20 protein-coding genes and 2 pseudogenes are annotated in these 23,897 nt (G+C 64.0%); 14 read left to right on the forward strand and 8 right to left on the reverse strand.

Going from position 1 to position 23,897, the window contains the following annotated elements:
• Positions 1-318: 318 nt before the first annotated feature.
• The 6 genes from ACFOYU_RS16930 to ACFOYU_RS16955 all read left to right on the forward strand — a co-directional run bounded on the left by ACFOYU_RS16930 (position 319) and on the right by ACFOYU_RS16955 (position 7,423).
• On the forward strand, positions 319-1,677 hold the full coding sequence (locus tag ACFOYU_RS16930) for a metallophosphoesterase family protein (protein ID WP_377034506.1): 1,359 nt from the start codon (positions 319-321) through the stop codon (positions 1,675-1,677).
• A gap of 38 nt (positions 1,678-1,715) precedes the next feature.
• Positions 1,716-2,531 (forward strand): inositol monophosphatase family protein, encoded by an 816-nt coding sequence (locus ACFOYU_RS16935; RefSeq protein WP_377034524.1) that lies wholly within the window; start codon positions 1,716-1,718, stop codon positions 2,529-2,531.
• Complete coding sequence (locus ACFOYU_RS16940; RefSeq protein WP_377034507.1) at positions 2,528-3,127, forward strand: hypothetical protein; 600 nt, start codon at positions 2,528-2,530, stop codon at positions 3,125-3,127. Before ACFOYU_RS16935 ends, ACFOYU_RS16940 begins: the two co-directional genes overlap by 4 nt.
• A 68-nt stretch (positions 3,128-3,195) precedes the next feature.
• The gene (locus ACFOYU_RS16945; protein ID WP_377034508.1) at positions 3,196-5,568 is read left to right on the forward strand and encodes a metallophosphoesterase; all 2,373 of its coding nucleotides are present in this window, start codon (positions 3,196-3,198) and stop codon (positions 5,566-5,568) included.
• A 5-nt stretch (positions 5,569-5,573) separates the two neighbouring features.
• Positions 5,574-6,011 carry a hypothetical protein gene (locus ACFOYU_RS16950; RefSeq protein WP_377034509.1) on the forward strand — a complete coding sequence of 146 codons (438 nt, stop codon included), beginning with the start codon at positions 5,574-5,576 and terminating at the stop codon, positions 6,009-6,011.
• Between the two features lie 38 nt (positions 6,012-6,049).
• Entirely contained in the window at positions 6,050-7,423 is a 1,374-nt protein-coding gene (locus tag ACFOYU_RS16955; RefSeq protein ID WP_377034510.1) for a hypothetical protein, read from the forward strand.
• A 166-nt stretch (positions 7,424-7,589) separates the two neighbouring features.
• Here ACFOYU_RS16955 and ACFOYU_RS16960 read toward each other — a convergent pair whose 3' ends face one another.
• A complete protein-coding gene (locus ACFOYU_RS16960) occupies positions 7,590-8,237 on the reverse strand; it encodes a hemolysin III family protein (RefSeq protein WP_377034511.1) in 648 nt (215 codons plus the stop codon).
• A 189-nt stretch (positions 8,238-8,426) separates the two neighbouring features.
• On the opposite strand from ACFOYU_RS16960, the gene ACFOYU_RS16965 reads away from it, so the two are divergent.
• Both ACFOYU_RS16965 and ACFOYU_RS16970 read left to right on the forward strand, forming a co-directional pair.
• Positions 8,427-9,128 (forward strand): IS6 family transposase, encoded by a 702-nt coding sequence (locus tag ACFOYU_RS16965; RefSeq protein WP_377034512.1) that lies wholly within the window; start codon positions 8,427-8,429, stop codon positions 9,126-9,128.
• 27 nt (positions 9,129-9,155) lie between these two features.
• Positions 9,156-9,608: a hypothetical protein gene (locus ACFOYU_RS16970; RefSeq protein WP_377034513.1), complete on the forward strand. Its 453-nt coding sequence runs from the start codon at positions 9,156-9,158 to the stop codon at positions 9,606-9,608.
• Between the two features lie 333 nt (positions 9,609-9,941).
• Here the strand turns inward: ACFOYU_RS16970 and ACFOYU_RS16975 are convergent, their stop codons facing one another.
• A complete protein-coding gene (locus tag ACFOYU_RS16975) occupies positions 9,942-10,811 on the reverse strand; it encodes a LysR substrate-binding domain-containing protein (RefSeq protein ID WP_377034514.1) in 870 nt (289 codons plus the stop codon).
• A 152-nt stretch (positions 10,812-10,963) separates the two neighbouring features.
• Between ACFOYU_RS16975 and ACFOYU_RS16980 the strand changes: the two genes are divergently transcribed.
• The 4 genes and pseudogenes from ACFOYU_RS16980 to ACFOYU_RS16995 all read left to right on the forward strand — a co-directional run bounded on the left by ACFOYU_RS16980 (position 10,964) and on the right by ACFOYU_RS16995 (position 14,856).
• Positions 10,964-11,929 carry a Bug family tripartite tricarboxylate transporter substrate binding protein gene (locus tag ACFOYU_RS16980; RefSeq protein ID WP_377034515.1) on the forward strand — a complete coding sequence of 322 codons (966 nt, stop codon included), beginning with the start codon at positions 10,964-10,966 and terminating at the stop codon, positions 11,927-11,929.
• Positions 11,930-12,013: 84 nt separating this feature from the next.
• Positions 12,014-12,892, forward strand: coding sequence for an HpcH/HpaI aldolase/citrate lyase family protein (locus tag ACFOYU_RS16985; RefSeq protein WP_377034516.1), 879 nt, complete (start codon positions 12,014-12,016; stop codon positions 12,890-12,892).
• A gap of 1 nt (position 12,893) precedes the next feature.
• Positions 12,894-14,138, forward strand: coding sequence for a CaiB/BaiF CoA transferase family protein (locus tag ACFOYU_RS16990; RefSeq protein ID WP_377034517.1), 1,245 nt, complete (start codon positions 12,894-12,896; stop codon positions 14,136-14,138).
• Between the two features lie 41 nt (positions 14,139-14,179).
• Positions 14,180-14,856: pseudogene (locus ACFOYU_RS16995) on the forward strand (RraA family protein).
• Between the two features lie 61 nt (positions 14,857-14,917).
• On the opposite strand, the gene ACFOYU_RS17000 reads toward ACFOYU_RS16995, so the two are convergent.
• Complete coding sequence (locus ACFOYU_RS17000) at positions 14,918-15,202, reverse strand: sigma factor-like helix-turn-helix DNA-binding protein (protein WP_377034518.1); 285 nt, start codon at positions 15,200-15,202, stop codon at positions 14,918-14,920.
• Between the two features lie 167 nt (positions 15,203-15,369).
• Between ACFOYU_RS17000 and ACFOYU_RS17005 the strand changes: the two genes are divergently transcribed.
• Together ACFOYU_RS17005 and ACFOYU_RS17010 are read left to right on the forward strand one after the other, a co-directional pair.
• A complete protein-coding gene (locus ACFOYU_RS17005) occupies positions 15,370-16,431 on the forward strand; it encodes a Kelch repeat-containing protein (RefSeq protein WP_377034519.1) in 1,062 nt (353 codons plus the stop codon).
• Between the two features lie 480 nt (positions 16,432-16,911).
• Entirely contained in the window at positions 16,912-18,147 is a 1,236-nt protein-coding gene (locus tag ACFOYU_RS17010) for a DUF3500 domain-containing protein (RefSeq protein ID WP_377034520.1), read from the forward strand.
• A gap of 20 nt (positions 18,148-18,167) precedes the next feature.
• Here the strand turns inward: ACFOYU_RS17010 and ACFOYU_RS17015 are convergent, their stop codons facing one another.
• The 5 genes and pseudogenes from ACFOYU_RS17015 to ACFOYU_RS17035 all read right to left on the reverse strand — a co-directional run.
• Positions 18,168-20,660, reverse strand: a complete 2,493-nt coding sequence (locus tag ACFOYU_RS17015; RefSeq protein ID WP_377034521.1) for an ABC transporter permease — start codon at positions 20,658-20,660, stop codon at positions 18,168-18,170.
• On the reverse strand, positions 20,632-21,378 hold the full coding sequence (locus tag ACFOYU_RS17020) for an ABC transporter ATP-binding protein (protein WP_377034522.1): 747 nt from the start codon (positions 21,376-21,378) through the stop codon (positions 20,632-20,634). The genes ACFOYU_RS17015 and ACFOYU_RS17020 overlap by 29 nt, the downstream gene beginning before the upstream one ends.
• A gap of 907 nt (positions 21,379-22,285) precedes the next feature.
• A complete protein-coding gene (gene zupT / locus ACFOYU_RS17025) occupies positions 22,286-23,080 on the reverse strand; it encodes a zinc transporter ZupT (protein ID WP_377034525.1) in 795 nt (264 codons plus the stop codon).
• A 21-nt stretch (positions 23,081-23,101) separates the two neighbouring features.
• Positions 23,102-23,545 (reverse strand): 4-aminobutyrate aminotransferase, encoded by a 444-nt coding sequence (locus ACFOYU_RS17030; RefSeq protein ID WP_377034523.1) that lies wholly within the window; start codon positions 23,543-23,545, stop codon positions 23,102-23,104.
• A gap of 74 nt (positions 23,546-23,619) precedes the next feature.
• Positions 23,620-23,897 (reverse strand): annotated as a pseudogene (locus ACFOYU_RS17035) (TerC family protein); the annotation flags it as partial.

Here is a 23,897-nt window from a genome sequence, read left to right on the forward strand (position 1 = left end):
AATACGCTCTTCGCCAGATCCAACCCGATTGTGCTAACCTCTCCCATGGACGCCTCCCTCAAGTGGTGCAGTTCAACACCTCCACTTTGGCACACTGAGGCCGTTGGGGGGCGTCCACCTCATCAGAGCCCGTTGCCGGCGCTGTCGCGGGCGACCTCAAAGGCCCGGCGCATGGCCTCTTGGGTGGTGTAGCTGGAGTAGAGATTGCACACGGGCGGGATCCTCCGGTGGGGCATGGCACCTTATGTCGTAGCGGCGGTTCTCAAATCATGAAGCGTAAGGCATGTCTTGGCTTCTGCTCCCCGGACCTAAGCCGAAATGCAACAAGACGAAATCCCGGCTCTCCTGCCGCGTACGCCAGGCCACCAGTTCGTGCTCTACGGCGACGCCTGCTCCGGCGTGCCCGGTGCCCAGCATGAGAAGACGTTCGCCTCCGTCAACGCGGTGATCCGGCGCCTGTGGCCGCAGCCCGAGTTCATCCTCTTCCCAGGCGACGAGATCATCGGCCTCACGGCCGATGCTGACGCACTGAGGGCCCAATGGCGGTACTGGCTTGACCACGAGATGAGCTGGCTTGATCGCCAGACGATTCCCCTTTGGCACACCACCGGGAACCACACGACTTACGACACCATGAGCGAGGATGTGTTCCGGGAGGTACTCGACCTGCCCAGGAACGGGCCGCCTGGTCAGGAGGGGCTGTCCTATTGGGTCCGCCGCGGCGACCTCCTGCTGGTCTTCGTCCATACCCTCTGGACCGGATTGGGAGGGGAGGGGCACGTCGAGACCGAGTGGCTAGAGAGCATCCTCCGTCAGCATGCCGACGCCCGGCACAAACTGGTTCTGGGCCACCATCCGGTTTACCCGGTCAACGGGTTCTCGGGCCCGTACCAGCGCGAGATCGGTCCCGAGCACGCCAGCCGGTTCTGGGAGATCTTGGTGGAGGCGGACGTGCTCGCTTATGTCTGCAGTCACATCCTGGCCTTCGATGTGCAAGTCCATCGGGGGGTGCTGCAAATCTGCACGGCAGGAGCGGGGACGGCCCATCGGATGCCTGAGGGCCTCGAGTATCTCCACTGCGTTCAGGCGGCTCTCGACGACGAGGGACTGCGCTATCAGGTCCTCGACACCGACGGGGTCGCACGTGAGCGCCTCGAATGGCCGATGACCTCGTTCTCGGACGAACGCTGGCGGGAACTTGCCAGGGGTGAGGCTCTCGCATCTGTCACCGGACGACTGCAGTCGGGCAGCAGGATTGAGTTCCGCTTCCGGGGTCGCACAGCAGCCGACGTCGTCAGCTCGGCGCAGACCCTGCTTTCCGCCTTCTCGCCTGGAAGCATCGCCCCGGTTTGGATCGGCTTGCAGGGGCCACGGCAAACCCTGACCCTGATCATGGGACGCGAGCCGGGGCGCAGCCCGCATTACTGGATCGGCCCCGACCTTCCGGCCGGCCAGGATTTCGACGTCTATTTCGCCATAAACCCAGAAATGGGCCCGGGCGGTGTCCTGTATCGTCCTTCCGGCGGGGGACGATGGACCTCGTTTGCAGCCGCTTCCGCGACGGGGCTGGAGACGCTGCATTGGCCCGACCGGTGGAGCGTCGGGCATGGACAGCACGGCGCTGAGGACCGTCCTTTCGCCGGACCCGGCCTGACAGTTTCGGTCGCAATCGGCTAGAGGTTCGCCAAGATGACGATACCAAGGAGGGGAGCTTGATGCGCTCAGACGTGACGGACGAGGTGGCGACGATCATGCGCCAAGCTGCTGCCGAGGCCATCTTGCCGCGTTACCAGACGCTGTTGGCAGGCGACGTCGAGGAGAAGACCCCCGGCGAGGTGGTGACAGTCGCAGACCGTGAGGCCGAGCAAATCATCAGTCCCAGGCTGGCGGCGCTCCTGCCCGGCTCCCGTGTCGTCGGAGAGGAAGCTGTCGCCACGGATCCGTCGCTGATGAACGGTCTCGACGAAGGCTGCGTCTGGCTGGTCGATCCGCTCGACGGGACCGCCAATTTCGTGGCCGGCTCGTCTTCCTTCTCCGTCATGGTCGCGCTCCTGCGCGATGGTCAAACGGTGGCCTCATGGCTCCTCGACCCAGCCAGCGGAAAGCTGTCTGTAGCTTCCCGCGGTGACGGGGCGTTCATCGACGGCGTTCAGGTCCGTGCGTCGACGGCACTCCTATCTACCCGCGAATGCCGGGGCTCCGTGCTCACACGGTTCCTGCCGGATGAGCTCAAGGAGCAGGTGAGGGTAGGTTCGGCTAACTTCGCGGAGGTGCTGCCAGGAGCCAAGTGTGCCGGCGCGGACTATCCGTCGATCGTCAAGGGCACCCAAAACTTCCTGATGTTCTGGCGTCTCCTGCCCTGGGATCATGCCCCTGGCGCGCTGCTTGTTACCGAAGCCGGAGGCCACGTCGCCCGCCTTGATGGATCGGAGTACCGGCCCTCGGATCAGCGGCCTGGCCTGCTCGTCGGCCAGAGCCGTGAGGTCTGGTATTTCGTCAGGGATGCCCTCCTGAAAGGTCGAGGGGAATGAGCGGGTCCTTGCATCCGGCGAGAAGTCTGCCGGACCTCGGTCTATCGGCCGACCGCATGCCGGAGGCCGAAGTGGCCCTGCGGCTGGCCGAATTCATCCTGTCGCTGTCCGGCTCGGGAGCGATGGCCAGCGTCGCGATCGATGGGGCGAGCATCAAGGTCGGTGACGCTGTCATCTTCGACATCGGGCGCTTCATGGCCGGCACCGGATGGGAGCAGATTAAGGAGCCGCAGGTTGGTCGGAACGCCTGGACCGGCTCTTACCGGCGCGGCAACAAGACCATTCGTGTGCACTCGCGGCCCGGCGAAGGCGACGTGGTCGCCACGGTCGACGGCCGCCGCATCGTGGCCGAATGCAAGAAGGGCCCGCTCATCCGAAAGCCCGGCAGCCCGGAGTATCCGCTCCTCACGGCGGCCCTCGGCCAAGCACTTCTGTTCGAGGTCTCCGCCGACGACATCGTGGTCGCGGCCGTGCCGGACACGCCTGTCTTCCGCAAGCTCGCGGAGACCTGGCGGAGCCGACCGCTCGTCAGACGCGCTGGGATCAGGATTGCCCTCGTGGCCTGCGACGGTGCGGTCTCGGGGCTCGACCTCTAGCAAAAATGCCTAGACTCCCCACAGCTGGCTTGGGCGGCTGGCAACCAGATCAACTGGGGGAGGAGGACGTGGCGAAGCATCTCCGGTACGTGAGGTGGAAGGACCGCGGCAGACGCCACATCGCCGAGGGCGCTGAAGGCTCGTTCCGGTTGCAGGACATCGAGGTGCGGAACGACGCCGGCTCTCCGGGACTGCTGCACTTCCAGCCGAAGGACGTGCTCGGCGAGTTGATCGGCTGGGGAGGGGACCGGGAAGGCACCAACACCGCGGTCGGTAACCTGGCTGCCGCAGTGACGACGTTTTACCGAAGCCAAGGCCTCCAGTTCCTTCACGAGATCCGCGTCAGCGAGCAGGCCTCGGCGGCGCTCGGCACCGGGATGTTCCATCTCTTCTGGAACAATCGTGCGCTCGAAGAGAACGCACCGTCCGATGAGATGGCGCTCCTCCTCGACAAGTTCGTGCCCGGCCGCCGCGCCGACCTCGATCCGGCGTGGCAGCGCTTCAAGGGATACTTCCGGCAGGAATACGAGTTTCAGTACCGCCCACTTCATCCGCCGGAGGGAGAGGCTCAGGCGGTCGTGCGGTCGGAGATTCTGCATCCGGTCTGCATCCGGAAACCCGGACAGGCGCGGCTCCGGATCGGGCATCTCACGGACTTGCACATCGAGGGGCGGGCCGACACGTATGAGCGGCGGTTGGCAGCGAACGGAAAGCAGGTTCGCTTCAACAACTGGAATACCAGCGCAGCGGCATGCTACTCCGCGGCCGCGAAGGACAGCGACATCGTCCTCCTCACCGGCGACCTGATTGACTTCGGGCGCGGCTACTGGGGTCGGGCGGCGCTTGAGAACATGGGGTCAGACAGTTTCTATCACGTCGACCGGAACTGGTTCTACTTCCTGGACCTGCTCGCCTCCGGCGACGCCTATCGAATTCCCGCCTACACCAGCCTCGGTAATCACGACTGGCGGATCAACCCGTATCCGCCATTCGCGATCGCGGGCGCGCCGAACCCGAAGGTGTATTTTCACGACCATCTCTCGTACACGAAGGACGAATTGAAGACGCTGCTCCAGGCGGCGCACGGTCCCGGCCACGACCGCAACCTTTCCTATCGGCTGGAGGGGGAGAGCCTCCCCGAGAAGGATCCCTGGCGCGACCTCGTCACGATCGTGCGGCGTGGGCTTGGGTGGACCGCGAAGTGGGTCAAGATCGGCTGGAAACTCAGGTCCGCGGTCGGCGACATCCTCCTCGACAGGAGCACGCTCGACAAGCCGCACCTGCCGACTGAGACGATAGTGAAGTCGGTCGAGTGGTACCTGCTCGCCATCAACCCGTTCCTCGACTACAGCGTCCCGCTCCCGAGCGGACAGCACCTCATGATGCTCGACTGGGCGGAGGACGAGGACGTGCTCTTTCCGATCCTGCAGGGCGGTCAGGAGTTTCCATATCTGCCATGGCAGGCGTCCACCGCCTCCGAACCCGGTCCTAAGGCGCGACGCTGTCTCACCGACCTGCAGAAGACGCTCGTCACCACCTTCCTCGAAGCGCAAGGTCCAAAAATCATCGGGATCCACTCGCCGCCGATCGGACCATACCCGGACTGGCTCGATCCGCATCTGGTGGCCGGGCGAGTGACATACGTAACCCACCGCGACGGCAAGCCGGTGGCCGATGTCGCCCGGGCGCGCGGACCCACCAATTTCGCCACCCGGTATCCGGACGGTCGGGTCGAGCCGTGGCTGGGGCATCCGTTCTTCGCGGTCAGGCCGAAAAGCGGGGCTGCGGGGATGGTGCCCGACTATGGCTCGTTCGCCGGGCAGAGATGGTTCATCGAAGCGGTGGCCGGCCGGCCCGACGTGAGGGCGGTGTTCTCGGGCCACATCCATCGGAACGGTTTGTACGTGGTTTATCGTGCCCCTGGGAGGGACGGTCCGGCCGTGGCTGGCGAACTCATGGTCCGCGGTCTCCTGGAGGCGCAGGTCGCGGGAGCGAAGGCGCCCCGGGTGTCCAACCTGCCACATGGCGCGTCGGGGCCGCTCTTCGTCAACACGACGAGCGCCGGACCTCGCGGCAATTTCAAGCGGCGGTCGGAGACGAAGCCCGAGCGAGACCGCGGAGGCCTCAGCGTCGATCCCGGATACGCGAAGCTCGATCTCGCTGCGGACGGATCGATCCAGCGGGTGGTCTTCGGCTCCATCGCGACCGGCGTTCGTGCGGCCGAGCGGTCGACCGAGGCGCTCGAATGGTTCGGGGACGGCCTTGAGGACGTGACCGAGATCTACCTCGACGATGGGATGGAGTTCGCGGACGAGATGGCAGTCGAGAACACGAGCGAGCCCGACACGTCGGATCCCGCCAAGTGGATTCGGGACACGGATGTGGGCTGGCGACGTGAAAGCGAGACTGAGGAGGAAGCCGAGTGGTATCGCTCCGTCTGAACGAGTTGTCGCGCCTCCTCGATCAGGAGTTTGATCCGTCGTTGCCAGACGAACTCCCGCCCACGGTCGCGCTGCTGCTCGAGGCGAACCCGTTCCCCTTCGACCCGATGTTGGGCGAGCTCACCGGCTCGCCATGGGCGACGACCGACCAGGAGGCGATGGGACCAGGCAACCGGATTCCGCGCGCCGTGGTGGCGGACGATCTGGGGAACCGGATCCTCGACCTGCTCTGGCAGCCGATCGAGGAAACCGACGCGCCGCGAATGCGGCGGCGCTGGCAGCGCTTCGTCGCGTGTTCGACGAAGTTCCGACCGGGCCCTCAGCGTGCGCGCTGCTCAGAAGGCTTTCCGCCGGCGGAGACCTTTTCGCGGATTTCGATTATCGGCTTTCACGCAAGTCGCGGGCGGACCTTCGCCAGGGTCTCCGCGATCGTTGTGGCCTGACCCTTCCGCCGGACCCGCCCGGCCCGCCCGATCCGGTCGTGATCCCCGTGCCCAACAGACCGGACCCGCAGCCGGATCCGTCCACGACGACGCCCACGCCGACCGATCCAACCAAGCCGGCGCCCCGGCTTCTGGAAACCCTCGGTGAGGTCGAGCTCAAGACGGCCGAGCGCCGGCTCAAGAGCTTCGAGAAGTTCGAGATATACGCCTGGGTCGAGGCCACGCTCACGGTCGCGTTCGAGGGGACCGAGGCCGAACGGGCTGTGCTCAAGGCGCAATGGAAGAACGGAAAATTCAGCCAAGAGGTGGAAGTCAAGCTCAGCGATGTCCTCGGAGTCGATTTCGAGGGCGAATGGGACGAGAAGCCGGAACTCCGGTTCAAGCGTGACATCAAGACCGGTAAGAGCTTGACGCTGACGCCGAAAACCAAGCTCAACCCGCTCGAGCCCTTTGAGCTCGAAGGCAGCGCGACCACGCCCGGCTTCCCCCTCACGATCGGAGGTCTCGCCTTCAAGGTGAGCGGCGAGATCAAGGGGATCGCTGTCGTTCGCCTCGCTTGGCGTCGCCTGCTCAAGCGGAAGATTGAGGATTGGCTAAAAAATCAAACCAAGGATCTACCCGGCAGAATCTTGAAACTTCTCGGTAACAAGCTCGTGAAGGACCGGCTTCGTCAGATCCTGATCGCGGTAGCCGGGCTGATGCTCGTAAAGCTGCTCCTCGACGACGACCAGCCGTCGAGCGACATGCCGGTGCCGTTTCCGCCAGAGCCGGACGACGTTGAGGCCTTCACTGCCGTTTTTGAAGTCGCGCAGCGCAAGGACGCAGCCAAGCGGAGGCTTCTCGCCGAGGCGCAGGCGTACCGGAACGCCTTTGCGATCGCGTTCGGCGATACGCTGTCGAAGCTGGCAGAGCCAGATTGGCGGAAGCGGCTCGCCGCCTTCACGGTGATCAGCCCTCGTGGCTTCCTCAACCTTCCCAAGGCCGCGACGGGCGACGCGCACGCATGGCGTACATGGGCGGTCGATGCGCACCGGCAGCGGCAGGACTCGGTCGATCTCCGCGAGGATGCCTTCATCCGCAGATACCGGACCAACGAGGCCGCGCTGATGTGGGCGAGCCTGGCGACGCTCATGCACACCGGCCAGTCCGAGGAGTCCGTCAAGACCGCGATCGCGACTGCGCATCAGCAGGCCGCCGCCGCGGGTATGGCGGCAGCGGTGATGCACGTTCACTCCATGATCGAGCGGGAGACGTACGAATTCAGAGACGAGCGGGGTCAGCGGCAGACCCGGAGCGGCGTCATGACTTGGGACGAAATGGCGGCGGCGGCGCGGGCGGTGGAGCCCGACGAGATCAAGCGACAGCGCCGGCTGGCTCGGCTGGTCACGGACGTGCTGCCGCACCTCCGTTGAACGGCCGGGACGGGCCGACACCGCCTAGATGGCCTGACAGGGGCCGGCGCCCGAAGGGGGCATGGCGCAGGCCGCCACCCGCCCAGTCCGGCCGTATCCATGTCGTCTCCCGATGTTCACCCCGTCCCGCTCCAGGAGGCCTGGTAGCCAGGTCGAATGCCACGGATCACGCCCGCGCCAGCACCAGGCAGTCCAGCACCGCTCCATAGTGGCAGGCCGCCGCCACCAGCACGAAAGCATGCCAGATCGCATTCTGGAAGCGCAGGCCCTCCCACACGTGGAAAACCACGCCCACCGTGTAGAGGAGGCCACCCGCCGCGAGGAGAGTGAGGGTCGAGCCGGGCAGGGCGTCGAATACGGCCTCGTATGCCATGACACCGCTCCAGCCGAGGAGCAGGTAGAGCAGGATCGCCAGCCGATCAAACCGGCCCGGCAGGTACAGCTTCAGAGCCATCCCGGCCACGGAGCCCGTCCACACGCCGGCCAGCAGGACGATGGCCGTGATGTCGTTCCACATCTGTGTGATGAACGGCGTGTAGGTCCCCGCGATCAGGAGATAGATGGCCGAATGATCAAACCGCCGCAGGATCCACTTGACCGGGGACACCGGCCAGAGATTGTAGAGGGCAGAGATGACGAGCACGGCAACCAGGCCACAGCCATAGACCGCCACTGACGTCAGCTCCCAGGGGCCGACGGCAGGCGCGGCGAGAACCAACATGACGACCACGGCGACCATCCCGCCGGCAACCCCAAGCAGATGGACAATGCCGTCGGCCAGGATCTCGTGCCTGTCGTAGTCCCACCTGATCATTGTCCCCCCCTTCACTTCGAGGAAATTGCACCGGCCGCCTGCGCGGCGGTCGCTTGCTCCCGACACCACAAGCCTGGCATCATGGGGAACCCGCCGTCGCGTCGAGGGTTCCGGCTGCGCGGCCAGAGGGCGGCGAGGGTGATGTCACGGTAACTTTTGGTCAGCGGCTTATGGCTTAAGAGCCACGGCATGATCCATCCCATCAGCTACAAGCGCCATCGGTTCCCGCCCGAGATCATCGCCCATGCCGTTTGGCTGTACTTCCGGTTTCCTCTGAGCCTGCGGCTCGTGGAGGAGATGCTACTTGAGCGCGGCATCCTCGTCTCCTACGAGACCGTCCGCCGCTGGGCGCTGAAGTTTGAACCGGCATACGCGCGCCGCCTCAGGCGCAAGAGACCAAACCGTCGCGACATCTGGCATCTCGACGAGGTCGTGGTCACGATCTCTGGCAAGAAGCATTGGCTCTGGCGGGCGGTTGATCAGGACGGCTATGTGCTCGATGAAATCGTCCAGAGCCGGCGCGACACCAAGGCTGCCAAACGCTTACTGTCCCGCCTCTTGAAGAAACAGGGCTGCCCACCCCGGCGCATGATCACCGACAAGCTCGGCTCCTACGCGGCCGCCCGGCGCCAAGTCATGCCAGACGTCGAGCACCGCTCGCACAAAGGACTGAATAACAGGGCGGAGAATTCGCATCTGCCGTTCCGTCAGCGAGAACGGGCGAGGCAGGGCTTTCGATCTGCCAGAGGGCTGCAGAGGTTCGTCAACGTGTTCTCTGCCGTCCGCAACCATTTCGTTCCACCCTGCTCGCGCCGCTCTGCCCGCGCTCCCCACCTTCACCGCGTCAACGCCATGGCAGCGTGCAAAGTCGCGGCGAATGTCGCCGCTTGAAACTGTCATGCGGCCGAATTTGCCTCGATGCGCCCGATGCGCGTTAACGTGACAACACCAGTATGCGGCTCCCGAGTATTTTGTGGGAGAGAGAGGTACCTGGCGGTCCGATCTGTTTTGTTTGGTGTGATTGTTTACCAGATGCTTACCGGGCAGCTTCCTTATGGCTCCGAGGTTCCAAAGACACGCAGCAGAGCACAGCAAAACCGGCTGCATTACATTCCAGCTTCAGAGATCAACCCACAGGTGCCTGACTGGATGGATCAGGCGCTGCGCAAAGCCGTGCATCCGAACCCCATGAGGCGGTACAATGCGATCTCGGAATTCACATTTGATCTGAGAAAGCCCAATCCGACCCTCCTGAAGATGGCTCGCACGCCGTTGGCTCAACGTAATCCTGTCGTATTCTGGAAATGTGTCTCGAGCATTCTTGCACTGGCTGTTACCCTTCTGCTGTGGCGATTGACTATTTACGGATGAGACTATAGAGGCTGCGTCGCGAGGTCTTCTGCAGATGAAAAATCTCAGCTTCTGGCACTAGGCCGACCTTGACCTTACTTCCGCAATTGAGCGGGATTGGGATCTTCGCGAGACTTCGCTCAAGAGCTTTGGTCGACCCTGAGAAGACATTCGATGTCATGACACCTAAGTTCGACGGCAGCAATCCTCATCGAACTGGACGTTTCGAAAACGCAGGAAATCTCAGTTCCTGACCCAATCCAGCCCTCCTCGTCGAGTCACTAATCGTCGCGGTAAACTTCGCATGGTCGATGGGGCTGTGCCTGTTTGATAACGCACCTTAACGGACGTGCCTCAGCGAAGGGATGCAGCGGCCTTCTCGAGGAACACCCGGAGCAATCGACTCCTTGCCGATCCCTTCAACCAGAGCAGGCCGATCCGCCTCGGCTCGGTCGGCAGCGGAAGGGCCAGCCTCGCCAGAGACAGCCCTTCCGGCCAAGGCGGAGACCAGTCCGGTACGAGCGACACCCCGAGACCGCGGTCCACCATGACCGCAATGGCATCTAGAGTGGAAAGCACGAAGCGCTCGCGCGGCCTGATGCCGACACGGTTCAGGTAGTTCTCGACCAGGCGGCCGCCCCATACGCCGTGCCCGTAGCGGATGTACGGTTCGGTGGCCAGGACGCTATGGGCATCCCGGCCGAGCATCCACGAGGGGGCGATCACCTGCAACGGTTCCTCCCGCAGCACCGCCCACCCGCAGGACTTCGGCATGGGGAAGTAGGGTTCGATGAGGATTGCGCCGTCGACCTCGCCGTTCAGCACCTTGGAATGGAGCTCGGCGGATTGCCCCGGCACGATCTGGATCTCCAGCCCGGGATGGGATGTCTGAACGGTTGTCAGGATCCTCGGCATCAACCCCGTGATGGCGGTCGGCACCGCACCAATCCGCAGCTCTCCTGCAGCGGTCTCGGTCGTGAGCGCAGACTTCAGGTTGGCGACGTCGTGCAGGAGAGTGCGGCCCAGCTCCGTCAGCGAGCGCCCCGCTTCCGTCGGCATTACGGTACGTCCGGACCGGGCAAGAAGGCGGGTTCCGAACTCCTTCTCCAGCGTGCGGATCCGCAATGCCACCGAGGCAGGGGTGAGGCTGAGGCGGCGGGCGGCTTCGGCGATCGATCCACCCTCGACGACGACCACGAAGGTCCTGAGGAACTCGGTATCCATAAGGTGGAAAATCTATCTTCTGAAGGTGGGAAAAGCCAGCTTTTCCCATCGTGTCTAGGACGCGTATTCTGGCCGGGCTGGATCACGTCGACTTGGTCCGGCAGGAAAGAGGCCCGCACGAAAGGCCTCGGCCACCATAGAGAGAGGAAACCATGATGCTCTTTCGCCGCCGAACTGCCCTTTTAGCCGTCGCCGCTCTGGCCTTGGCCGCAGCAGCACCCGCCAGCGCCGAGATCAAGAGTCTCGAGATCATCGCCCCGGCCAACCCCGGCAGCGGCTTCGACCAGACCTCCCGCGCCGTCCAGGCAGCGTTGGGTGAGGCCGGCCTTGCTTCCGGCATCCAAGTCCTGAACGTTCCCGGTGCCGGTGGCACCATTGGCCTCGCCCAGCTCGTATCGGGCCAGAAGAGAGGCCCCACCCTCCTGACGATCGGTGCGACCACGGTCGGTGCCATCCTCTCGAACAAGCCGCCCGTCACCCTGAACGATGCCGAGCCCGTCGCGCTGCTGCTGAAGGAGTTCAGCATGCTGGTGGTCCCGGCGAATTCCGACATCAAGTCGCTGGCGGACCTGACGGCCAAGATCAAGGCCAACCCGTCCAGCGTCACCTGGGCAGTCGGCTCGGCAGGGGGCATCGACCACCTCATCGCCGGGCAGATCATGAAGGCGGTCTCTGGCGACGCGAGGAAGACCAATGCGATCAACTATGCCGGCGGCGGGGAGCAGATCGCTTCCATCATCGGTGGCCATGTCACCGTGGGTGTCGGCGGCATTCCCGAGTTCGCGTCCCAGGTCGAGTCCGGCAAGCTCCGCGCATTGGCAATCACCTCTGCCGAGCGTCTTCCCGGTCTTGACGTGCCGACCCTGAAGGAACAAGGCGTCGATGTCGCCTACGGCACGTGGCGTGGGCTGATGGGCAGCAAGAAAGCTTCCGATGCCGAGAAGAAGGAACTGGTCGACGCGATCGCGAAGATGGTTGAAACCAAGGCGTGGAAAGATACCCTCGCGCGGTACGGCTGGATCGGCTCCTACGAGGGTCCCGATGGGTACGCTGCCTTCCTGAAGGAACAGGAAAACATGATGAAGACCGGATTGGCGGATCTCGGTCTCCTGAAGTGACGAATGCCACCTGACGGCCGGGCGGGCATCAAAGGTGCCCGCCCGGCAATCTCTGACACCGGGGAGCATCACATGCGACGTCCGATGCGTAGCAAGCTTTTTGTTCCCGGCTCCCGTCCGGAACTCTTCGCCAAGGCGGCTGCATCCGCCGCCGACGCGCTATCGTTCGACCTCGAGGACGCGGTCGCGAAGGACCGCAAGGCCGAAGCGCGCGCCACAGTCGGGGCCTTCCTGCGGAGCCGGCCGACGAATGACGGGAAAGTGGTGGTCGTCCGCTCGAACGGCCTGTCGAGTGGCCTTTTCGAGGACGACCTCAGGGTGATCGTCGGGTCCGGTCTCGACATGCTCAATCTGCCGATGGTGGAGAGCGGAGACGAGGTCCGTGAGGCTGTCCGTGCCCTTGCGCGGATCGAGTCCGAGGTGGGCGTGGAGTACCCCATTGGCATTCTCGCCAACATCGAGACCCCCAAGGGGCTGCGCCTCGCCGCCGAGATCGCGACGGCGGACCCGCGCGTCGTCGGCCTCCAGATCGGCTACGCAGATCTGTTCGAACCCTGCGGCATCGACAGATCGAACGCCTCCGCCTTGAGCCATGTACGCCTCGCCATCCGCTTGGCGGCCGCTGAGGCCAGGATTCCGGCCTATGACGGCGCCTACGCCGTGGTGGCAAAGCCCGAGCGGTACCGCGAGGAATGCGAGGAAGCCCGCAGCCTCGGGTTCGCTGGCAAGAGCTGCATCCATCCCACCCAGGTTCCGATCGCCAACGAGTGCTTCATGCCGCGTCCGGCCGAAATCGAGAAGGCCCGCCGCATCCTGGCGGCAGCGGAAGAGGCCGCAGCCAAGGGAGTAGGGGCTTTCGTGGTCGACGGGCAGATGATCGACGAGCCGTTTCTCGTCAGCGCGCGTTCTATCGTCGCCCTCGCAGAGCAATTCGATCCCGCCCGATCCGGGGAGGTCCGCTGACATGGCCGCATCTAAACTCCACCAGAGTGACTACCGCCCCGAGGTGCGCGGAACCTTGGACGGCGTCAGGGTCCTCGACCTGTCGCGTCTCTTCGCGGGCAATGTCCTCACGCAGATGCTTGGCGACTTCGGCGCTGATGTGATCAAGGTCGAACCACCCGAGGGCGACACGCTTCGGGGATGGAAGACCGAGGGCGTGAGCACGCACTGGAAGATCTACGCCCGCAACAAGAAGAGCCTCTGCCTCGACCTGAGGAACCCGCAGGCGACCGATATCGTCAGGGCGCTCGTCCCGTCCTCAGACATGTTCATCGAAAGCTTCCGCCCGGGCGTACTCGAGAAGATGGGACTTGGCCCCGATAGGCTGCTGGAGATCAACCCGAAGCTCGTGATCATACGGATCTCAGGCTGGGGCCAGGATGGTCCCTACAGCCAGCGGCCCGGCTTCGGCACCGTGGTCGAGGGTATCTCCGGCTTCGCTGCCATCAACGGCTTCGAGGACCGGGAACCCGTCCTTCCCCCTATGTACCTGGCTGATGGCATCGCAGGCATCTACGGTGCCTCGGCCGCCATGATCGCCTTTCGGGAGGTAGAGCTGAAAGGCGGAAAGGGTCAGGTCATCGACCTTCCCCTGCTCGACCCGCTCTTCTCCATCCTCGGCCCCCAGTCCGCAAACTACCGACTTACGGGCAGGGTGAAGCCGCGGACTGGGAGCCGCTCTACGAACTCGGCCCCGCGCAACGCCTACCGCTGCAAGGACGGAAGGTACGTCAGCCTCTCGGCATCGATCCAGAAGATGGCCGAGCGCCTGTTCCGCTCTATCGGTCGGCCCGACCTCGTCGACAACCCCAAGTTCAGGACGAACGCCGACCGGGTCAGGAACGCCGAGGAGCTGGATGCGATTATCGGCGCCTTTATCGCCGAGCGGACGCAGGCGGAGAACGTCGCCTTTTTTGAGGCAGCCGAGGTCACGATCGGACCGATCTACGACACCTCACAAATCGTCGAGGATCCGCACTTCATCGAGCGCGAGGTCGTTTCCGACTACCCCGACCCGGACATGGGCACCCTGCCGATGCATCACGTCGTTCCTCGGCTCGGGGGCACTCCAGGAGCGATCCGGACACCTGCTCCCAAGCTCGGCGAACACAGCCGATCCCTGCTAGCGGAGATCGGGATCGACGACGCCCAGTACGCCCAATTGGTCGCCTCGGGCGTGGTGCGCGGAGACGCGGCGGAAGGTTGAATTCGGGCAAAAGCAGCAGCGCCAACCTTGGGGGTGTGACGATGACGATCGGTTTCAGGATACGCAACAACACGCGGAAGGTCGGACCGGAAACTATCGACAAGTTCCTCTCGATCCCGGTAGCCAACGTCAGCGATTCCATGTCGCGTATCAGCGCCGCAGGGTCGCGGATCCGACCGATGCACCGCGGCGGTCCTCTCGCTGGCCCAGCCCTCACGGTCAGGACACGCCCGGCGACAACCTGATGCTTCACAAGGCCATCGACATGGCGGCTCCCGGCGATGTCATCATCGTGGATGCCGGAGGCGACCTGACAAACTCCCTTATGGGAGAACTGATGCTGGCGCACGCGATCAGGCGGGGCGTGGCAGGTTTCGTACTCGACGGGGCGATCCGCGACAGCCAAGCCTTCATTGAGCGCAATCTCCCAGTGTTCGCCGCCGGGGTGACCCATCGCGACCCCTACCGTGACGGACCAGGTGAGATCGGGTTCCCCATCTCCATCGATGGCATGATCGTCGAGCCGGGGGATCTCATCCTCGGCGACTGGGACGGCATCGTCGCTGTCCCGCAGGATCTGGCCAAAACCGTCTATGCCGCAGCGAAGGCAAAGAACGAGACGGAGAACCACCAGATGGAAGCGACCGAAGCCGGAGCCGTCGACCGTTCATGGGTGGACAAGGCTCTCGAACGCCTCGGCTGCGAGTTCGTGGACTAGCAATCCCCGCACCACAGAACCCAGCCAATATTCTGGATAGTATGCCCGGCAGCAGGAACGGTCAGCGGCTAAACGGCTGACGCCATGGTAGCGGCCGTTTCCGTCCTCGCTCACGGTCCGCGGTCGGCGGCGATGCCATCGCCCCTGATAGACCCAGGAGTTCCGCGAGGCGGGTCCGGGCCCGGTTCACGCGGCTCTTGATCATCCCGACCTTCACGCCGAGCACCTCGGCCGCCTCCTCGTAGGCTGTGCCCTCGACGCCGATGAGCAGGACGGCCTCGCGCTGCTCCCGGGGCAGCCGAGGAAGCGCCGCATGCAGTTGCTTCTTCAACCGCGGCAGTGTCACCAGAGCATCTCTTGCTCCAATCGGCGGGAAGATGCGACTAGGCCGGACTGACGCCGCGCCGATCTGCCGCCATCACCGCATCGTGAGGGGTGACAGCCCGTTTTGGCTTGCAGCGATGTCACGGTTCACTCAGCATGAGCTCTGCCGAACTGGAAAATGGGACGATCATGATGATCAACCGTCGTTCGCTCATCGCTGGGGGCTTGGGTGTCGTCGCGACCTCGGCCTTCGCACAGCATGAGCACCATTCCGGCCAGTTTGAGCGTCTCAATGCTCCGGGCCGGATCGATCTGCCCGAGCTCCATCGACAACATGCGGTCACCGAAAGTCCGGCACCTCCCGCCCCACGGCAGGGACAGTGGCAGCCGCGCGCGCCATTACCCCTGCCCAGGACCGAGATGGCCTGGGCAGCCGAGTATCGCGGGCGTGTTCACCTTGTCGGCGGCTATGCGGAGCAGCAGGTCGACAAGCCCTACCACCACGCCTACGACCCCGGTTCCGATCGCTGGGAGGAGCTTCCGCAATTGCCACGTGGAGCCAACCACGTCGGCGTGGCAGCCCTTGGCGACCGGCTCTACGCATTCGGAGGCTTCACGGAGCAAAACCGCAATCCGCATGATGGCGGATTCGCCTTCGACGGGGAGCGCTGGCACACGCTCCGGCGCTTGCCGGAGGCCTGCGGTGCCATCGCGTGCGTTGCCCTCGGGGACAAGATTCATCTGATTGGCGGCGCCATCGGCACCGACAACCGCCGCTCCATCGATTGGAATCTTGTCTACAACCCGGCAGAGGACCGCTACAGCCGCCGCCAACCGATGCCGTTGGGACGCGACCATACCGGGGTCGTCGCGGTGAACGGCGTCATCCACCTTATCGCTGGAAGAGTGGACAGCTTCCACACTAACTCGAACCTGCACCATACCTACAATCCCAACACGGACGAATGGACCCCCCGCGCCCCGATCCCCACTGCCCGGTCGGGACATGGCACTGTCTGGTATCGCGACCGGATTTTCGTGATGGGTGGGGAGGGGACGAACCGGGTCTACGGGCAGACCGAAGCCTACGATCCCGTCCGGAATACCTGGGAGTCCTACGCGCCGATGCTAACGCCTCGTCATGGCATGGGAGCAGTCGCGATTGGTGACGCGATCTACGTGGCCGGCGGAGGTCCTCAGATGGGGGGCGGCGTGAAGAGCGCCATCAACGAAGCCTTCAGCCTGGGCTGACACTTCTTGGAGTTCGGATGGAAATCAGATCACGTCCCCTCGGGGACAGTGCGGACGTACGTTCTGAGCAGGCGTGAGGAGCCTGAAGCAAGTCCGCTTCGCCCACTCCTTGCTAGAATTCGCAATCGACGTCGGCTTCGGCTGTTGGTGCATCTAGGATGTTAGCCCGAGTACAGCAATCCTCACGCAACTAGACGACCCAAAGGAGCCAGGAATTTCATTGCATGACCCAGACGAGTCTCTACGGTGCGCCAAATCCGAGCACCCGTTGCACCCTTGTCTCTACCAACACAAAGGAGTTCCAAAGAGCCCGGCACGGATTGGAGCATATTAGGCCGAGGTGATCAGGCACAGGCCATAATTGAGGAAGGTCGGTGAAGCTAGGGGTAGCTTGGAGGCCAATGAACATTCACAGATGTTTATTCGCGCGCATTACTGCGATGCATCACCATTCAGGCAGAGGTCAGGGACTGAGAGCTCATGAAGCGCCCGCTTGCATCCCGCCATGTGACTAAGCCTGCTCTGGTCGGGCTTCTCATGATCTTTTCCTCGATGGGAAGCCCCTTCGCTCAATCTCAAGGGCCGGCATCCGACAGAGCCGAGCGGGTCCGGCGCATGTCGCAGGATGCCGAGACCCGGGGGCTGGCGGAGCCTTTCAAGGGTATCACCAGGAATGGCCAGATCATGCCGGACCTGTTCGCCATCCGCTCGACCGGCGTCTCCACTGAGCCGGTGCGGCAGGCCGCAAGCGCGTTCCTGGACTCCCTCTCCCCTGTCCAGCGCTTCAAGACCCTGTTCCCGGTCGAGGATGACGAGTGGCGCAAGTGGATGAACCAGCACTTCTACGTGCGACAGGGTGTCGGCTTCGCCGAGATGAGCGAGACGCAGCGCCAAGCGGCCATCGATCTGCTGCGATCGTCATTGAGTGCCAAGGGTCTCCAGCAGACGCAGGACATCATGCGCCTGAACCACACGCTCGGGGAACTCAACGGCAACAACTTCGACGAGTATGGTGAGGGAAAGTACTGGATTACGATGATGGAGGAGCCGCATGCGACCGAGCCCTGGGGCTGGCAGATCGACGGGCATCACCTCATCATCAACTACTTCGTCATGGGCGATCAGGTGGTCATGACCCCGACCTTCATGGGCTCGGAGCCGGTCGTCGCGACCGCCGGCAAGTACAAGGGCACCGCCGTGCTCCAGCGCGAGCAGGCCAAGGGCCTCGCCCTCATCAAGGCGCTCGACACGGAGCAGCGGAAGAAGGCGGCGATCCGCACCGCCAAGCAGGGCCAGAACAATGTGGCGGAGGCGTTCAAGGACAACGTGGTCCTCGACTATGTCGGCATCCGTGCAGCGGACCTGTCGCCCGCCCAGAGGGACGCTCTACTGGACCTGATCCAGGAGCATGTCGGGAACCTGCGCGACGGCCATGCCAGGGTCAAGATGGACGAGGTGCGCCAGCATCTCGATGCCACGCACTTCGCCTGGATCGGGGAGACGGCGGACGACAGCGTCTTCTACTATCGGGTCCAGAGTCCGGTCATCCTCATCGAGTTCGACCATCAGCCGCCCATCGCTCTGCCGGGCGTGGAGCGGGGAAAGCCCACGCGCCAGCACATTCATAGCGTGGTGCGCACCCCGAACGGCAACGATTATGGCAAGGACCTGCTCCGCCAGCACTACCAGCAGCACCCGCATCCCCACCGGCACTAAACCCAGCCCACAGGCGGAGATCAGGCGCTCAATCGTCGCGCGATCTCCCCACGCCCGCGGGGCAGGGAGCCCGTGCCGGCGAACACTCCTGCCGCTCCCGCAGCGAGAATGCCAAGAACCAGAGGGAGAGCGAACGGAAGCAGCCCCGGCTCCCATGGGATGTGCATCGCTTCCGTTGTCAGCCACCAGCCGCCGATCAGGCCAGCCGTTCCTCCAACTGCGGCGGCAAGGATGCCCACGGCTGCAATCTCCATCAGCCGCGCCATTGCCACCTCCCGGCGTGATGCCCCCACCAGGGAGAACACGAGGGCCTCGCGGGCCCTCGCATCCGTATCCGCGGCTACCACCGCCGACAGGGATAAGGCCCCCACCGCCAGCAGGATGCCGGCCACGGCGAAAATGCCCAGCATCGCGCCTCGAACAGCACCTGAGATTTCCCGGACGATCTGACGGATGTCGACAGCCGTGACGTTCAGAGCCGAGGCGCTGACGTCACGCATGAAGGAGGCCAGGGCTCCGTCCTCGCCCTTGAGCGTCCCAACCCAGGTGTGCGGAGCGTGGCGCAGGGGATCGGGTGAGGCGACGAGCAGGAAGTTGATGCCGAGGTCCCGGTCCTTCTCCTCACGAACGTTTGCCACCTCTCCCTCGATCTCCCGCCCCATGACCGACAGCGTCATCCTGTCCCCGGGCCCGATGCCGAAGGCATCCGCCACATCCTCCTCGATAGAGAGGAGCATAGGCCCCTTGTAGTCAGGTGCCCACCACTGGCCAGCGAGGAGGTTTCCCTCAATGGGATCCTGAGTCCACGACAGGCCGATATCGCCGTTCACCATCCTCGAACGGCGAGGATTGACCAGCGCTTCCGGAGCAGGTGTTCCGTTGACGCTCCTGATGATCGTTCGCAGGTGAGGATGGGCATCGAGGCTCCTCAGGCCTGGAGATGCCTGCACGGCCTGCCGGATCTGCGGCAACTGTGCGCTGCGAAGGTCGAGAAGCGCAAGATCCGGGAGTTCCCGCGCCAGTTCCGAACGCATGACGCTGCTGATGGACGCCTGCAGGGAAGCCACCACCGTGATCCCGGCAATGCCGATCCCGATCGCAAGCGCCTTGGCCGCTGAGACTTTGGGATCGGACAGCGAGCGCACGACGCTGGCTGCCGCAAAGCCCTTCGGCCGGAACCGGGCTACGATCCACGCGAGCGCCCAGCCCCCCACGGCCAGCACCGCCGCGGAGGCGGTCAGCCAAAGGGCGGCCTTCAGCGCGATGCTCGTCGCCGGCAGGCGGAGGATTGCCAGGCTTGCTGCAGCCGCAATCAGGCCAATTCCGGCCATCATGGATACAGGCCCTGGCCTTGGGGCGCTCTCACCGGCGCGCATTGCCGATCCGGCGGAGATGCGGGAGGCTCCCATGACGGCCGGGATGGCGGCGCCCGCAACGCCAAGGAGCATCGTTCCCGCCGCAAGCAGCGCCGCTGGGGCCAGGACGGGTACCGTTACCGGGATCGGAAGCATCTCCGTCATGAAGCCCGCCGCATAGACCACCAGCACGCCCGCTGCCACTGTTCCGATGGCGGCGCCCAGGAGGGCCGAAGCTCCCAGGATCAGTCCATGCTGCCCTGCGACCAGGTGAGGTTCAGCGCCGGAGAGGCGATAAAGGGCAATCGTGCGCGAGCGCTTCCCGACCCAGGCTGCCGCCGCTGCCCATGCGCCCGATAGGGCAATGGCAAGGGCCACCGCGCCGGTAATGCCGAGGAAGGTCGATGTCCGTTCGACGATGCGGCGGATGCGCCCGGCGGCATCGTCGGGAAAGCGCAGGTCTCCCTCGATGGATGCCAACTGCTGAACCTGCGTGCGAAACTCCACAGGCGTGACGCCCTCGTCGAAGCGGATCCGGTAGCGGTGCTCGGCAAGGGATCCCTGAGTGAGAAGACCTGAAGCCTCAAGCGCTTCCCGGGAGACGATGACCCTGGGGCCGACCATGAAGCCGCCCGCACCCAGGCGATCGGGCTCGGCCGCGATGACCCCGCGGATCTCCACCTCGATATTTCCGATGTTAACCCTCTCGCCGAGGGAAGCGCCCAACCGGCTGAGAAGCACTCCCTGGACCAGCGCTCCATGCGTATCGCGGGAATGCGCAAGAGCATCCGGCAGGGATGCTCCGTCGGTCCGGATCTGCCCGTAGAGGGGGTAGGCCCGGTCGACGGCGCGAAGCTCGATGGGAGTGGCTTGATCGCCCATGCGGGCTGCGGAGCGCATGTCCGTCACATGGGAAAGGACGCCGAGCCGTGACAGGGCATGGACGGTTTCCGGGGGCAGGGGAGCAGAAAGGTCCTCGATTTCCGCGTCTCCGCCCATGATCAGGCGCCCGTTCACGTCGAAAGCCCCGGACAATGCGCTTCCGAGCATCCAGACCGCACTCAGCATCAGGGTGCCGATGGCGATGCAGGCGATGAAGAGGTGAAGGCCGGCCATGCCAGCCGCGAACTCAGTTCGCGCGAGCCGAAAGGCCAGCATGGAGGGCTCCCCTGTCTTTCTGTGCAACGAGCATTCCGCTGTCCCTGCGGATACGGCCAGCCTCGATCTCGATCCTGCGGTCGCACGCCTCCGCCAGACTTGCATCGTGCGTGACGAGGACGAGGGCCGTCCCGGACGCGCGCGCCATCTCGAACATGGCCGAGATGATGCTCTCACCTGTTTTCTGGTCCAGATTCCCGGTCGGCTCGTCAGCCAGGATCAGGCGCGGGCGGGACACGAAGGCGCGGGCAATCGCAACACGCTGCTGCTCGCCGCCGGAAAGAGCGGCCGGACGATGGCCCTTTCGGTGGCGCAGACCCATTGCCTCCAGCATGGACGCTGCCCGCTCATGGGCATCGGGTGCCCGGGCGAGGACCAGCGGCAATGCCACATTCTCGAGCGCCGTCATTGCCGGCACGAGATGATAGGCCTGGAACACCACCCCGATGAAATCGCGCCGAAGGCGCGTGCGCTCGGCCTCGCCGGCCTTCCCCAGGTCCGTTCCCTTCACGAAAGCACGGCCTCCGGTGACCTGCTCGAGGCCACCCATGATCGCGATCAGGGAGGACTTGCCCGAGCCGGAAGGCCCGGTCACAGCAAGAATCTCTCCAGCACGGACCTGAAGGTCGATCCCATTGAGAACGGGGACTTCACCCTCCGGCGAGGGATAGGACAAGGCTGCCTGCTCAAGAACGACAACGGCTTCGGGAAGAGTCATCAGGCCCCCAGTAGATTGGTGTCTCTGTTCGGCGCGTATCGGAATGGAGCATCATCGCGACGGAGCCGGCTGGTTCACGTGGAGCATATGGTGCGCCTGCAATGAACCACAAATCGCAATCGCGTGGGTAAGCGGACGACTAGATTGTGGTGACAGTGTCTGGAATCGATCGCCGCCATAGAATTCTTGCACCGGCAACTCTGCTCGGGCCGAATTATTCCTTGGTCTGGGGTATGTTCTGGTTTTGTCGAGCAGCATTGCGGCGCTACGGCCAGCTTGGCGAACAGTCTCCAGACGGCCTTTGGTGCGCTTGTCCCTCCGGCTGTGGTGCTATCCTCGGCTGCAACATCTAGCCGCTGATCACCACCATGGCGATCTGTTTGCTGTTCGCACTTGCATTATCCGGAGTGGGTGGTGATCGGCCTGGAGCAAGCCCTGCTACCCGGCTCTGGAAGGGCTTGGCCTTACTGCCGAAAGCCCACAAGGGCGCGCAACGACCAGAGATCGCAGGTACAGAGAGCATTCGATGCAGCCATCAGCCCCCTCTCACCGGAGATCGGTAGCGCGCCCAGCAGCGATGAAATCCGCCATTCGGCGGGTAGTCAAAGCGTCATATTTCCAGGTAGGATCGTGGTGCGGCCTCACTTGGTGTTACCTCGCAGAAACCCTGGTCCGAGGCTGCCGTGCCAGCTGGTTCCGTCGCTGGACACGAAGGACCGGCTGGCAGCTAATGTTTGTGAACATCGAGATCTGATCTTCAGGCAAGGCAAACCAGATCGCAACTGGCGCAGCGGAGCCAGTTGAGGAGCCCATCCTTTGCCGTGGGAATCTCCCTGTCCGCATAGTGGGTGCCCCCATATCCGTCGCCCTGCGCCGCAAGCTCGCTAAGCAGGATCGGATCAGGCGCTCACCGCAACAGGACCAGGCTAAGGGCCACAACCGCCATGCCGGCCACCATGCCGTAGGCCGTCTCACGGCCCTGGGCATAGCGTTTGGCCGCGGGCAGTAGCTCCTCCAGAGCCAGAAACACCATTGTCCCAGACAGGATCCCGAACACCACCCCTAGGGTGGCCGGAGACATGAACGGCGCCAAGACAATGTAGCCGAGGATGGCACCGAGCGGCTCGGCGAGACCGGAACCCAGCGACGCGAGAACAGCCTTCGAGCGGCTTCCGGTCGCGTAGTAAACCGGAACAGCGACGGAGACCCCTTCAGGGATGTTGTGGAGCGCAATCGCGACGGCAAGTGATGCTCCAACGGCAGGATCATCTAGGGTGGCGAAGAATGTTGCGAGCCCCTCCGGGAGATTATGGGCTGTGATGGCCACCGCGGTGAGCAGGCTCATGCGGGCGATCGCCGCCTTGTCACGCTGGGACGTTGCGGCCACGTCGGGATGGGGATTTGGAACGAAGCGGTCCAGAAGAACGAGCAGGCCAATACCGCAAAAGAACGCCAGCGTGGTCCAGGTATAACCGGCTTTGGCGCCGTGAACCTCACCCAGCGACGCTGCCGACTTGGGAAAGATCTCGACGAGCGAGACGTAGACCATCGCACCACCCGCGAAGGCAAGCGCAATCGCGAGGTGATGCGAGTTCGTCCTGTCCATTCGCAGCACGAACAGGCTGCCCAGCACCGTAGCCAGTCCGGCGCTGGCGCTGACGCCGAGCGCGACCAGCACGTCTAACGAGAACAGCCCGCTCATCTCAGCCAAGCATGGTACCTATCATAGCTCGGCGTCCTGATCCGGGTTGGCATCCGGAGTCAGCGCGTCCTTCACGGTAATCCTAACGGTGTGGTTTTCCACCTTGCCGCTAGCGGATTTGACCTCGTAGCTGACCTCGTCAACCCCTTTGTAGGTAGGACTGGCCGTGTAGAAGATCCCTTGCGCCGTCGCCTCCAGTTTTGGGCAGCGGGAGATCCGTCCGGCCTTAAGCTTCCCGCTTCGCACGTTCAGTTCGCCATGCTTGGGCGGGGTCACCACACGGACAGTCGGCAACGGCCCCGACGTACAATCCTTCTGTACGTTACCGTAAACCCCCAGACGGTGCGGCTTGCCGGCAACGACATCTGTACTGCGATAGGCATTGTTGCTCTGGCCCAAGGCAACGGTTGCAGACAGGGTGAGGGCGCAGGCGAGAGCAGGGGCGACACGTTTCGGACGAACCATCCAGTAGCTCCTTTCATGAGGGTTCAAGCTGAAGCTCAAGGGACTGGATCGGCCACATCCCCTTGAGCAAGATCTCAGTCCTTCGGCTGAGAAGGGGATCCTGCCGCGCTGCGCCGGGTGGCCCGCCTTGAGAGCATGTTGAGCCCCTCGATCAGGGCCGAGAAGGCCATCGCGGCATAGATGTAGCCCTTGGGCACATGAGCTCCGAAGCCTTCGGCGATCAGCGTCATGCCGATCATCAGGAGGAACCCGAGAGCCAGCATCACGACGGTGGGGTTGTGGTGGATGAAGTTGGCGAGCGGATTGGCGGCGAGCAGCATCACCGTCACCGCGACGACCACCGCGATGACCA

The sequence above is a fragment of the Microvirga sp. GCM10011540 genome (assembly GCF_042650665.1).
Taxonomy (GTDB): Bacteria; Pseudomonadota; Alphaproteobacteria; order Rhizobiales; family Beijerinckiaceae; genus Microvirga; species Microvirga lenta.